This is a genomic window from Colwellia sp. BRX10-1, from assembly GCF_014077545.1.
GTDB lineage: Bacteria > Pseudomonadota > Gammaproteobacteria > Enterobacterales > Alteromonadaceae > Colwellia_A.
Map to the genome: position 1 here is coordinate 135,114 of NZ_JACGWC010000002.1, position 12,295 is coordinate 147,408.

General features: G+C 38.0%; 13 protein-coding genes. 4 read left to right on the forward strand and 9 right to left on the reverse strand.

The window, feature by feature from the left end:
* Window positions 1–48: 48 nt before the first annotated feature.
* Complete coding sequence (locus tag H4J75_RS03065) at window positions 49–2,625, reverse strand: M14 family zinc carboxypeptidase (RefSeq protein WP_182221315.1); 2,577 nt, start codon at window positions 2,623–2,625, stop codon at window positions 49–51.
* A 244-nt stretch (window positions 2,626–2,869) separates the two neighbouring features.
* On the opposite strand from H4J75_RS03065, the gene nfuA reads away from it, so the two are divergent.
* Both nfuA and H4J75_RS03075 read left to right on the forward strand, forming a co-directional pair.
* Entirely contained in the window at window positions 2,870–3,448 is a 579-nt protein-coding gene (nfuA, locus tag H4J75_RS03070; RefSeq protein ID WP_070375496.1) for a Fe-S biogenesis protein NfuA, read from the forward strand.
* A gap of 58 nt (window positions 3,449–3,506) precedes the next feature.
* Entirely contained in the window at window positions 3,507–3,761 is a 255-nt protein-coding gene (locus H4J75_RS03075; RefSeq protein ID WP_182221316.1) for a hypothetical protein, read from the forward strand.
* On the opposite strand, the gene H4J75_RS03080 is transcribed toward H4J75_RS03075, so the two are convergent.
* A complete protein-coding gene (locus H4J75_RS03080; protein ID WP_310733589.1) occupies window positions 3,751–5,118 on the reverse strand; it encodes an MATE family efflux transporter in 1,368 nt (455 codons plus the stop codon). The two genes, H4J75_RS03075 and H4J75_RS03080, sit on opposite strands and share 11 nt — an antisense overlap.
* Window positions 5,119–5,211: 93 nt before the next feature.
* Here H4J75_RS03080 and H4J75_RS03085 point away from each other — a divergent pair, with 93 nt between their 5' ends.
* The gene (locus H4J75_RS03085) at window positions 5,212–6,261 is read left to right on the forward strand and encodes a polysaccharide deacetylase family protein (protein WP_182221317.1); all 1,050 of its coding nucleotides are present in this window, start codon (window positions 5,212–5,214) and stop codon (window positions 6,259–6,261) included.
* A 58-nt stretch (window positions 6,262–6,319) separates the two neighbouring features.
* On the opposite strand, the gene H4J75_RS03090 is transcribed toward H4J75_RS03085, so the two are convergent.
* The 5 genes from H4J75_RS03090 to H4J75_RS03110 all read right to left on the reverse strand — a co-directional run bounded on the left by H4J75_RS03090 (window position 6,320) and on the right by H4J75_RS03110 (window position 10,418).
* Entirely contained in the window at window positions 6,320–6,961 is a 642-nt protein-coding gene (locus H4J75_RS03090) for an SCO family protein (RefSeq protein ID WP_182214454.1), read from the reverse strand.
* 175 nt (window positions 6,962–7,136) lie between these two features.
* Window positions 7,137–8,081 carry a heme o synthase gene (gene cyoE, locus H4J75_RS03095; protein ID WP_182214456.1) on the reverse strand — a complete coding sequence of 315 codons (945 nt, stop codon included), beginning with the start codon at window positions 8,079–8,081 and terminating at the stop codon, window positions 7,137–7,139.
* 9 nt (window positions 8,082–8,090) lie between these two features.
* Window positions 8,091–9,098: a heme A synthase gene (locus H4J75_RS03100; RefSeq protein ID WP_182221318.1), complete on the reverse strand. Its 1,008-nt coding sequence runs from the start codon at window positions 9,096–9,098 to the stop codon at window positions 8,091–8,093.
* A 1-nt stretch (window position 9,099) separates the two neighbouring features.
* The gene (locus tag H4J75_RS03105) at window positions 9,100–9,660 is read right to left on the reverse strand and encodes a hypothetical protein (protein WP_182214460.1); all 561 of its coding nucleotides are present in this window, start codon (window positions 9,658–9,660) and stop codon (window positions 9,100–9,102) included.
* A 26-nt stretch (window positions 9,661–9,686) separates the two neighbouring features.
* Window positions 9,687–10,418: an SURF1 family protein gene (locus tag H4J75_RS03110; RefSeq protein WP_182221319.1), complete on the reverse strand. Its 732-nt coding sequence runs from the start codon at window positions 10,416–10,418 to the stop codon at window positions 9,687–9,689.
* 56 nt (window positions 10,419–10,474) lie between these two features.
* Here H4J75_RS03110 and H4J75_RS03115 point away from each other — a divergent pair, with 56 nt between their 5' ends.
* Window positions 10,475–10,690 carry a DUF2909 domain-containing protein gene (locus H4J75_RS03115; protein ID WP_070375487.1) on the forward strand — a complete coding sequence of 72 codons (216 nt, stop codon included), beginning with the start codon at window positions 10,475–10,477 and terminating at the stop codon, window positions 10,688–10,690.
* A 78-nt stretch (window positions 10,691–10,768) separates the two neighbouring features.
* Here the strand turns inward: H4J75_RS03115 and H4J75_RS03120 are convergent, their stop codons facing one another.
* A complete protein-coding gene (locus tag H4J75_RS03120; protein WP_182214464.1) occupies window positions 10,769–11,653 on the reverse strand; it encodes a cytochrome c oxidase subunit 3 in 885 nt (294 codons plus the stop codon).
* A 52-nt stretch (window positions 11,654–11,705) separates the two neighbouring features.
* Window positions 11,706–12,287 (reverse strand): cytochrome c oxidase assembly protein, encoded by a 582-nt coding sequence (locus H4J75_RS03125; protein WP_182214466.1) that lies wholly within the window; start codon window positions 12,285–12,287, stop codon window positions 11,706–11,708.
* Window positions 12,288–12,295: the final 8 nt, after the last annotated feature.

Consider the following 12,295-nt stretch of genomic DNA (forward strand, 5'->3'; position numbering starts at 1 on the left):
CGGTGTTAGCTTTACACAATTTAAATCTTTTCATCTTTCAACAAATTATTAATGAGTAGTAGAAGCGTTAAATGCTTTAGCAAAAAATAAGCTGTTCGCTATTAGCTTTGAACTGCCTAACCAATAGCCACGAAAAGCTAAATTGTCAGTACTGGCAATCACTCGCCCATTACCATAATTATGGGCGACTATAGCTGAAGAATTTGCCACTCGATTGACCATGTTTTTATCAGCATAACCGCTCAATAATGGCCGTGCATTATATTTCGCCACTGAGATAAACGGCTTTGAACTATGTTGCAAAATTAATGTACTGTTGCGAAATAACGGTAAACGGTTATCCGTATAACCATAAGCTAACGGATGCGAGATATCGAGTGTTGACTCAAAAATCGCGCCAGCAATACGTTTACGCCCAGCCAGTTTTTCTTTGTCTTGGTAGCGTACATTATCCGTATCAAATAACTGGTTGATTTCATTAGTAGTAACGAAGTTCATCGCCAGTAATTCATATTCTGATAAAAATTTAGCTGCTCTTTTCTGCCCAAAAACAACACCACCACTTTTTGTCCATGCCGCTATTTTATCGACATCATCTTGTCCAAGAGAATCGTATTTGCCATCAACCATAATAATATGACTATAACCACTTAACTCAATTTTTGCTAAACGCTGCTGCTCTACAACCGTTACAGGGATTGACAGGGTATCGTCAAGATAAAATAACATCTCTGCACTCTCGTATTGAGAAACGCCTTTACCACCAAGCATTAAAACCTTTACTGGCGATAATAACCGGAAAGAGCCACTACCTATATCTATACCTTTAACGGTTAATCCCGTCGACAAGCTATTAATAGGTATATCAATTTTTTGACTACTTTGCGTGACAATATCACGCCAATTTAATTGCGTTTGTATGCCCGCAGGAATAATAATACTGCCTCGCGCAAAATCTTTATTAACCATTTTTCCATCAAGTTTAAATCGTGACGAAAACGTTTTTGTAGCAACCTTTGCTTTAATACCTTTATTAAGTAAGTCATTGAGTAATTTGGGTGCTAAAAAATGATGCCACTCAAATGCGTAGGCATACGCCTGTTGCTCAATACCACTGTTATCCGCTATATTTGTTGGCTTCTCCCAAGCATTATCTGCCAGTTTTAGTCCCCAAGTACGACCAACCCGATAAAAGTCTATATCCATTGCCAGTGGCATTGTCCAACCCGAAACATCATAAAAGGTATTGTCTTCGAACTGAGTTTGCTGCGAAAATAACGCTTGAATAACTCGATACTGACGCTGGTCTAATGGCACATAGAAGCTATGTTCTTTAGCATAAACAACGCCAGCTAAACGAAAATCTTCAGTCAGCGGATAGACCTTAATCTGATGTTGTTTTAATTTATCAAGTAGGACGTTGAGGCGATAAGAATCATGTGTTTCATGTAATAAGTAGCCACTAAAGCTTTCTTGATCAGCCAATTTTTCTGACTCTTTATAAAAGTTTTTCTGGTAACTCAATAGCTTGGTCTTATTTTTCCATGCCCCCTCAATGGTCGAGAGTGAAGTTAATACGTGATTTTGAATACCAAACTCAAAGGTTAATAAGCCATTATCACTGTTTTGTTGCATACCTCGGCTACTTGCTTGTTCGAATAAAACACCGACTCCACCGTTAATGTCTGGGTAAGTAGAGCCTTTCCCGTAATAAAAGTCATCGAAATTTTCTTGGCTGTAATAAAGGCGATCATTTTTATCAAGTGCCTTCGCATGATAGGTTGCTAAAAGTTGTGTCATTTCTGTATTGGCACTTGGCGTTAATGGGTGAGTACGCGTTGGAATGCCTGGCTGAAAAAAGTAACTGCCATTGGCACTCATCTCATGAAAATCGCCTAATACATGAGGCTGATATTGGTGAAAATACGCTAATCTATGTTGACTTTCTTTTTGTGCGAGTAATAACCAGTCTCGGTTAAGATCAAAACCAAAATGGTTGGTACGACCGGTAAGCCAACCTTGGTGATGCTCGATATGATTAGGATCCGCATTAGGTGTGCTGCCGCGATGCATATTCGCCCATTGCACAAATCTATCCATGCCATCAGGGTTAATACTTGGCTCAATAACAATCAGGGTATTTTCTAGCATTTGTTTTATATCAGTGTTTTCACTTGCCGCCAAATGATATGCCACGGCCATTGCCGCATTAGCGCCACTAATTTCATCACCGTGTACACTGTAGCCAAGCCAAATGACTAACGGTGAACTGATGTCATCGGCGCTCCCCGTGGCTGATCTTTTTGCCAATATTTTACTCAAATTAGCTAAATTATCTTTAGAAGAAATCGTCAATAGCACTTGCTGGCGTAGTTCTTGGGTCTGTCCAATATCCGTCAGTGTGATCCGCTCTGAGCTGTTTGCTAATACTTTGATGTAGTTGAGGAGTTGATCATGACGAATATGTCGCTCGCCAATGCCAAAGCCTAATGAGCTTTCTGGGGTTGGAATAGCTTGATTGTAAGTGTGATCTGTTGGTAAATAGTCGGTAACTTTTGCCGCATAACTCAATGGTGAAAAAATAAAAAAACCGACCAGCACGGCTAAAAACAATCGTGGTAACATAAAATATATCCTTGAATTCAATAACAATAAAATACCAAAATCTATCGAAACACACCAGAATAACTGTCTCTTTTTATCATATTGTTATTTCAATTAACTATAATTTCACTAGCGTATAGGTAGATAACAGCGTAAAATATTAATACCTGACTAAATTAGTCAGGTATTAATATTTTCAATCTCTAAGGTCCGTGAGAAACTTTAGAGAAATTTTGGTAACAAGTGTAAGAGAGTAATAACCGTGATGATCAATATTTCCGAAACAGCACAATCGCATTTCGCTAAATTATTAGAACAACAAGCAGAAGGCACAAGTATCCGTGTATTTGTTGTTAATCCAGGTACTGCTAGTGCAGAGTGTGGCGTGTCTTACTGCCCAGCTGACGCGATAGAACCTGAAGATATTGAAATGAAATTCGAACACTTCTCTGCTTATATTGACGGTGACAGTAAGCTGTACTTAGAAGATGCTGAAATAGATTTCACCACAGATCAAATGGGTTCACAATTAACCTTAAAAGCGCCAAATGCTAAATTAAGAAAAGTAAATGACGATGCGCCATTATTCGAACGTGTTGACTACTTCTTAAAAGCAGAAGTTAATCCACAGTTAGCTGGCCATGGTGGTGAGTGTACGTTAATGGAAATTACTGACGACGGTTTCGCTATTCTACAATTTGGTGGTGGCTGTAATGGTTGTAGTCAAATTGATGTCACTGTAAAAGATGGCATCGAAAAACAACTTCTCGAAACAATGGCAGGCGAGATAAAAGGTGTTCGTGATATGACTGAACACGAACGTGGTGATCATTCTTACTATTAAGTTATTTGTTCGTTAACCTGACAACTATACTGACTGCTGAGTTATTCATTAATTTAAAATGATGACAATACTTGAAAAATTAGGCCAAGCCCCGCAAAGAAGCTTAGTGCTTTTTACTCGCGGACTTGGTCTTTTTGCTATTGGCGCTTGCTTAATTTTTATCGGTTACTATTACCATTATTATTGGCAAATCGCCGGCATTGTTTTTTTAGCTATTGGTCTGTTAACCTCTGCTTGGGGTTACAGTGGGATCTTTGCTAATCGTTTACTCAATATTTTTGATCGTCAGACAAATAAAAAAATTAAAGACTAATGGGTTGTTTTTCTATAACGCGATAATAATGCCAAGCTAAGCTTAATCCTCGAACCAGCAAAAACACACTAAATGCAGCCCATAACCCATGATTACCAAAGCCTTGTAATAGCCACCACATTGGAAAAAAGCAACCAAAGGTCGCAATTATCATGCTATTTCGCATCACTTTGGCTTTCATTAGACCGACAAAAACACCATCAAATAAATAACACCAACAGCCTAATACCGGTAAAATAATCATCCAATGTACATATTGTTCGGTCGAGAAAACAACCTCTGGAATATCGGTTAGTAAACTAATCAAGAAATCACCTGCTATGGCAAAGAGTGCACTATAAGTGAGCGCAAAGAGTCCCGTCCAAAATAAAGCGATTTTAACGACAAAATTACGCTGTTTAAGATTCTTTTGCCCTTGTGCTTTCCCCACTAACACTTCTGCTGCATTGGCAATGCCGTCTAATCCAAATGAGATTAACAAAACAAAGTTCATTAAAATGGCATTAGTTGCAATAACATCATCGCCTAACCTAGCCCCTTGAAAAGTAATAAAGACAAAACAAATCTCTAAGCACAGTGTTCGAATAAGAATATCTCGATTAAGTTGAAAGTAATTGGTCAGCGCTGACTTCTCAAATAACTGATCTCTGATAGCTGTAAATTTTCCCACCATTTTTATTAATATACTTTTTAGGGGGTGTCGATTACCTGTCTGTTGCGCAAAAATAATATAAGCCAACCCTATAATAACACCTGAATATTCAGCGATTAACGTTGCTGACGCCACCCCTTGCACTTGCCAATCAAACACTAAGACAAACAATAGATCTAGCGACAAGTTAATTAGGTTAGTGACGATCAATATCCACATTACAGCCTTAGCTTTATGATTGCCCAACAACCATCCTAATATAACAAGATTTGATAACGCAGCAGGCAAACCCCAAATACGGATATCACAATATTGCTTAGCATAAAATTGTATTTGTTCAGATCCTCCGGCTAAACCTAAGCTCAGATCAAGATAAAAAGACTGTAACAAAATCAGTGCACCACCAATTAAGCAAGCCACTAACAAACCTCGTAGCAGAACCAATAAACTTTTTTGTGCGTTTTCTTCACCTAATGCCTGAGCGGTAAGACCTGTAGTCGACATACGTAAAAAGCCACACAACCAAGTAACAAAGGTAATAATCATTGCCCCGACTGTACTGCCACCTAGGTAATAGGCTTGGTCTAAATGTCCTAAAACAGCAGTATCAACTAAGCCTAGAAGAGGTATGGTGATATTTGAAAAAATCATCGGTAAGGCGATGAGGAATAGTTGTTTATGGTGGTTGATAGTATTAACGTTCAAAAAAGTATTCCATATAAAAATTACCTGAAAATTTACTATAAAAAGAAAGCAAAACGCGCTATTTTTATGACTGACTAAACAAGGGCTTCACTCATGAAATTTTTATTACCTGCACTATTGCTATCTTGCTTTCACTTTTCTAGCTTTGCCGCTGTAATTTTACAATATCACCATGTTAGTGACAAAACACCGGCAAGTACTAGTATTTCACCGGAACAGTTTCAAATTCATATGCAGTATTTATCTGATAACAATTTCAATGTTATCGCGCTTTCAGATTTAATGAATTCTATCAAGAAACAGCAACCTATTACTGACAAAACAGTGGCAATAACTTTTGATGATGCTTATCTTGATATTCTACTCAATGGTAAGCCTATTCTCGACAAATTTAATTATCCTTTTACGATTTTTATCAACCCTGCCATTGTTGAGCGTGGTTCGAGTAACTATCTTACTTGGCAACAACTTAAAACGATGGCTGATCAAGGCGTTATTATAGCTAACCATGGCATGGAACATGACTCTATGGCCCGTATTAGTGAAGGTTTAACCGAACAGCAATGGCTAATAAAACATACTGAACTTTTATTAGAGGCTGAAAGTATTATTAAAGAAAAAACCGGACAAAGTTGGCGCTATTTTGCCTACCCTTATGGTGAGTACACTCCGGCAGTACAACAATGGGTAGCACAAAACGATTTCATTGCTTTTTCACAACAATCAGGAGCCGTAGGCTTAGCGACAGATTTAACAAGCGTGCCACGTTTTCCTGCGTCAAAACCCTATGATCAAATATCTAGTCTGCGTGATAAATTAAAATCTTTACCTTTCAACATGACTTTACGTAATGAGAATGCAAGTACTATTGTCGAGTATAACCAATCAAAATCAGTGACTTTTGATGTTGTCGTTGAAGATTTTCTTCCCGCACAATTGAACTGTTATATTTCGGGTTTAGGTCGACAAAAAATAGAATGGCAAGAAGAAAATAGCTTTACCATTAATTATAGCGCGCCCTTGCCCATTGGCCGTGTTCGCTGTAACTGTACCGCGCCAAGTATTAGTGAGCCAGGACGTTATTATTGGTACTCAAAGCCTTGGTTTGTCTTAAAAGAAGGTATGCAGTGGTATCCGCTTTAACAAATATAGCGATTTAATAAACTTGTCAGCCCATAAAGTTAAGGATGACAAGTTTCCTTTATTCAGCTAATTTTACAATTTTTGCAAAATCACTAACCAGTTTCTCACCATCAATGGTAGGTAATACACCCAAGGCTTGTCTAGGCTTAAAAATAGCCGCGATATCTCCCTGTGGATTAATTAACACTAAAGAAGCACTGTGATCGACTAAGTAACCATTATTGTCGGCTTCATCGCCTTCAGGCTCGTTAATCGCGTACATCATGCCAAGGTTACGAGCAAACGGAAATAACACACCATGGTCACCCGTAAGCGCAATAAACTCCTCATTAAAATAAGCTATATACTGAGCTAATTTTTCTGGCGTATCTCTACTAGGATCAACAGAAACCAACAAAATTTGTGTATCTTTACTGATCGCTTTTAAATCGTCATAAACAAAGTTTAGTTCTTGTAATGTAGTCGGGCAAACATCAGGACAAGAAGTATACCCTAGAAATACCCACGACCATTTATTGGCTAATTGTTCTTTGGTAAAGGCTTGGTTATGATGATTCGTTAATTGAAATGGCTTAACTTCCCGAACCTGCTGATAATATAAAGCGTGTTCAGGCTGTGGTAATACTGTCGCTTTTTGAAAGACAAAAAAACCTACCGCACCAGCAACAAGGGCGACAATGACATACAGCAACTTGTTCATATTTAATTATTTCCGTTTGTCTTATCCAATAACCATTTGACTGATTAAATGGTCTACTTTTCATTTGGAAAAATAGATAAATACCCGATATAAAATTTAGTAAGTCGTTATCCTACTACTAAATATTATATCGAAGTAGCTTTGTCCTTACCCTTAACAATGATCAGATAATTGATCAGCTTGGTATCATAGGTAACAAATAATGGTCAAGTAATAGGATAATAAACAAGCCCATTAAATGTACGATTGAAAACTTAAAGGTGTCCATTGCCGTATTCTCATCGGCATTAAACTTAAGTTTCCAGGCGTAAGCAAAAAACATCAGATTCAATGTTACTGCGCCAATTAAATATAACCAATTACTCATTCCCACTAAATAAGGTAACAAGCCAACAACAAAAAGTAACACGGTATAAAGTAAAATTTGGGTTTTTGTAAAGTTTACCCCATGGGTTACCGGCAACATGGGAATATTTACTTTTGCATATTCATCTTTACGATGTATCGCTAAAGCCCAAAAATGAGGAGGTGTCCAAGTAAAAATCAATAACACTAATAACAAAGCATTAGGGTGTATTTCATTGGTCATTGCTGTCCAACCTAACAGTGGGGGTATGGCTCCAGCTAAGCCACCTATCGTGATATTTTGAGGCGTAGCACGTTTCAAATACATAGTATAAACAAAACTGTAACCCACCAAACCTGCAAAAGTAAGCCATGCCGTTAAGGGATTAACCAAGCTATATAAAATGGCAAAACCACTGACCGCTAAAAACATAGCAAACAAAGTCGCATTTCTCGGCGTTAAACGTCCCGTAGCAACGGGCCGGTTATAAGTTCGCCCCATAATACTGTCAATTCGTTCATCAACAATGTGATTTATCGCGGCGGCGGCTGATGATAAAAAGCCAATACCCACCATTGAAGGAATAAGTACTTGCCATGGAATGGTACCCGGTACAGAAAGACACATCCCCACCAGAGCGGTTAACACTAAGAGTGCCACTACACGAGGCTTAGTGATTTCATAATAATCTCGCCAAATAGCGGTTTTAGTCTCTATAACTTCAGGTGTAGTTGCTGGCCCGTTTGGGCTTTCTGTTGATACTGATTCGCTCATAAGTATTCCTTATAATTTCCGTCGTAAACTGTAGGTTAACGTGATCAAAGACAACATTAGACATGCTGCTACCACGTTATGACTCACCGCAACTGCTAACGGTAATGAGAACCAGATATTGCTAATACCCAATAATATTTGGCAACTAAGAATAAACGCTAAGCTAATAGCTGCATTCTTAAAAAATGCAGATTGAGATTTTCGAAATACCATTAATGCTAACCAAAAAAGATAAAGCCCAGTGACAATGGCTCCTAATCGATGAACAACATGAATCGTTACACGTGAAGCATGAGATAAATGACCAAATTCGTAACTGTCTTTTTCTGGTGGGATCAAATCAAATGAATCTTCGAAGGTCATTTGCTCTTGCCAGCCTGATTGGCAAATAGGTAATTCAGTACAAACCAAGGCAGCATAGTTTGACGATGTCCAGCCCCCTAAACCTATTTGTGCGGTTAACAGTACAATACCAATTAAGCCGTATCTGCCATATTTCTTAATGGCGAAATCACCACCTGGTACCCTAAAGTCAGCCAAGCGTAAGTATAATAAAAATAACAAACTCAAGGTTGTAAAACCACCAAGTAAATGACCCATAACGACAATCGGCATTAGTTTCATGGTTACGGTCCACATGCCCAAGGCCGCTTGGAAAATGACCACCACGAGTATCAACATCGGCAACCTTAATGGCGTACCTTGATCGCGTTGTCGGTAAGACATAAATGCTATCGCTAGAATTAATAAACCCAACGCACCAGCAAAATATCGATGGATCATTTCATTCCATGCTTTATGCGCTTCAACTTTTCTTTCTGGAAATGCTTGCTCTGCTTTAATAATTTGTTCTGCGGTTGCAGGTACATCAATTAATCCATAACAACCTGGCCAATCTGGACAACCTAAACCCGCATGCGTTAAGCGCGTATAAGCACCTAAGCTAACCACGATTAGTGCTAATAGAATACTAATTAAGACTAAGGTACGAACACGATGATTAACACGATTTTTCATCTTAACCCACCCTTGAATACTTAAGTAATTTCTTCATATCGGCTAAGATTTCTTTACCAAACATTGCTTGAGCATCATCATTTGTCGGTGGTTTATGAGATAAAACCACATTACCTAAAGGGTCAACAACTAAGACTTTGGTATCTGATAAAAAGTCATCAACTAGACTTGGAGTAGAAATGATCACCCAGCTGTTTTCAGTTAACCTTTCCGTTTGCTGAGGTGAGAGTGGATTAGGAGAAAGTGCGACGCGCTTTACTCTGGGCATTTCTCTACCCAGGGCTATGTAAGAGTTATTAACACTAAGTAACGTTTGTTCACAGTGATCATCACAATGCTGTGGCAAGCTATAAATAATTGACCAAGTTTTTTGTAAAGCGGGTTGACTCAAGCCTAACTTTTCTAAAGTCAGTTCATTCTCAACTAAAGTGCCCTTGTTCGTCACACCATAATCAAGCCAATTTTGAGTTAAGGCGAGTTTTGCTAACACGATAGGGAGGATAAAAGCGCCCAGCACCATGACCATACTACGACGAGATTTTTTCTGTGATACATCATTCATACACTTAGACCTTATTATTTTTTTTATTAGTGATTTAACGCTTGTTCACTATTTCTACCCAATTTAATTGACGCCCATATCATCAACAATAACCATGCTATCGCCAAACTAAACCATTGAAAGGCATAAGCACGATGTTTTTCAGGCGGCATAACAATTGGTTGCCAATTTTTTTCATAACCCACACTCTCTGTTTTATCTAAGTAGACAACAAAGGGCAAGAGTTGACGTGAAATTAATGTTGAAAATTTATCTAATTCTATCTGCTGAACACGCAATGGCCACTCACCTTTAACCAAGACTTGTTCCATTAACATTATGCCTTGCTCGATTTTACGTACGTGACCTGATAGTTGATACTTTCCAATAATAGCCTGCACATCGGGAATTTCTTGACGATTTATAGAACCTACTACCCAACCTAAATTAACTAAGACCGCCTGCTCACCACTATTAAACACTTGATAAACACGATAACCTAATTGTCCTTTATTCGTTTGGTTGTCTAATAAAAAAATAGTATTATTATCAAATTCCCCAAACATAGTGATCGGTAGATCATTAATTTCATTTTTTTCTGAGAGCACTTGAGAAAGTGACAAGGCTTGTGTTTGGCTCAATTGTGTAATGGTTGCGATGCGTTGCTCTTTTTGTAAAGCACGATCACTTTGCCATAATCCGAGTTTTACTAATCCGGAAAAAACAAGTAGGGTAAATATCAACCAAGGTAGGCGAATGTTTGATATAAAATTTTTCAAACAATTAATTCCTTAAATATGCTTAAAGCGAACATAACAACATAGGAAATTTTTAAATGGCATTTGCGATAAAAATAATTATTATTGGCTGCTTAGTCTTCATGGTATTTAGCCTGTTTCAGGCACTCTTTGTCTTAAACAAAAATGACCCAAGTAAACCGTCAATGTCAAAATTTATTGGCCGACGCGTGATGATTTCAGCCTTCATTATTATACTTATGCTAGTCGCTATTTTAACAGGCGTTATTACGCCACACCCACGACCATTCTAATCAACTCGCTTAAAAATAAAAAGTAGGTGAAGCTAGCTTCACCTACAATATTTCTTAAACGTTTATATCAGTAATTTTTTATACGATATAAACAAAAACAAACAGTATCACCCAAACCACATCAACAAAATGCCAATACCAACTTGCCGCTTCAAAAGCAAAAGCATTTGTTGGGGTAAAGTGGCCTTTTAACACCCTTAAAAATACCACAATAAGCATGACGGTACCTAAGGTAACGTGCATACCATGAAAACCGGTCAGTAAGTAGAAAGTTGAACCATAGATACCACTAGTTAAGTACAATTTCATTTCTTCTGAATAGCCGTGCATATACTCGACAACTTGCAAGAATAAAAAGACAACACCTAATAATATGGTAAAACCTAACCATATTTTCAGCATTTTACGATTATCTTTTTCTAAGGCTGAATGTGCTAAATGTGCAGTAATTGAAGACGTTAATAACAAAATAGTATTAATTAACGGTAGGCCATACCAGCCCATTTGAGTTGTTTCGGTTCCATCTGGTGTGACTAATAACGGCCAACTTGCGACAAACTCAGGCCATAAAACAGCACCAGTCATGGCATTATTATCTGCGCCGCCCAACCAAGGTACTGATAACGTGCGGGCATAAAATAAGGCACCAAAGAATGCTGCAAAAAACATCACTTCAGAAAAGATAAACCAGCTCATTCCTTGACGAAATGAGTTATCCATTTGATGGCTATACTTACCTGCCATCGATTCGTTTATAACGTTACTGAACCAACCATAGAGCATGTATATAACTAAACAAATGCCGGCAAGCAATATGTAACCGCCAATGCCACCTTCGCTACTATTTAACGTAGAAACATAGTTCCCGGCGCCAACAGCAATTAAAAACAGTGCCACTGCGCCAACAATTGGCCAATGACTTTGTGATGGTACGTAATAACTTTCATATTCTTTTGTTGTCATTATTATTCCCCTAAACAAATACTGTTACACGCTAAGTGCTCAGTATAAATTGCTACGATTCCACTTTTCCGGTCACGTCATACAAAGTGTAAGACAAAGTTAGCGTTGAAATATCTTCAGGTAATTCTGGGTCAACATAAAACTGTAACGCCATTTCTACCTCTTCATTCGCTTTTAGCGGTTGCTGCGTAAAACAAAAACATTCAATTTTTTGAAAATACGCTGCCGCTAAACCGGGCGATACTGACGGAACTGCTTGGCCAATAATATCGCGGGTGGATTCATTTTTTGCATAAAATTTAACAAGTTTCATTTCACCGGGATGAACTTTTATTTCACGGACCATAGGTTCAAACTGCCAAGGTATACCTTGGGCGGTTCGACTAATAAACTGCACCGTAACAATTCTTTTTGTGTCAATCTGCTCAACATTATAGACAGCGGCGGCAGTGGTTGACGTTTTTCCATTCAAACCAGTAATATCACAAAACACATCATATAAAGGGACAAGTGCAAAACCAAAACCAAACATACCAAAAACAATCATAACCAGCTTTTTTATCACTTGATTGTTTTTCGTTATAGCAGTGCTATCTTTGTTATTTGAATTTTGCAATTCGTCACCTTTATTCATATTTTATT

What these genes read in the sequence shown, in the direction of transcription:
- H4J75_RS03125 (WP_182214466.1), bottom strand. Translation starts at nt 12,287, where the DNA reads ATGAATAAAGGTGACGAATTGCAAAATTCAAATAACAAAGATAGCACT.
- H4J75_RS03090 (WP_182214454.1), bottom strand. Translation starts at nt 6,961, where the DNA reads ATGAACAAGTTGCTGTATGTCATTGTCGCCCTTGTTGCTGGTGCGGTA.
- nfuA (WP_070375496.1), top strand. Translation starts at nt 2,870, where the DNA reads ATGATCAATATTTCCGAAACAGCACAATCGCATTTCGCTAAATTATTA.
- H4J75_RS03105 (WP_182214460.1), bottom strand. Translation starts at nt 9,660, where the DNA reads ATGAATGATGTATCACAGAAAAAATCTCGTCGTAGTATGGTCATGGTG.
- cyoE (WP_182214456.1), bottom strand. Translation starts at nt 8,081, where the DNA reads ATGAGCGAATCAGTATCAACAGAAAGCCCAAACGGGCCAGCAACTACA.
- H4J75_RS03100 (WP_182221318.1), bottom strand. Translation starts at nt 9,098, where the DNA reads ATGAAAAATCGTGTTAATCATCGTGTTCGTACCTTAGTCTTAATTAGT.
- H4J75_RS03075 (WP_182221316.1), top strand. Translation starts at nt 3,507, where the DNA reads ATGATGACAATACTTGAAAAATTAGGCCAAGCCCCGCAAAGAAGCTTA.
- H4J75_RS03085 (WP_182221317.1), top strand. Translation starts at nt 5,212, where the DNA reads ATGAAATTTTTATTACCTGCACTATTGCTATCTTGCTTTCACTTTTCT.
- H4J75_RS03120 (WP_182214464.1), bottom strand. Translation starts at nt 11,653, where the DNA reads ATGACAACAAAAGAATATGAAAGTTATTACGTACCATCACAAAGTCAT.
- H4J75_RS03065 (WP_182221315.1), bottom strand. Translation starts at nt 2,625, where the DNA reads ATGTTACCACGATTGTTTTTAGCCGTGCTGGTCGGTTTTTTTATTTTT.
- H4J75_RS03115 (WP_070375487.1), top strand. Translation starts at nt 10,475, where the DNA reads ATGGCATTTGCGATAAAAATAATTATTATTGGCTGCTTAGTCTTCATG.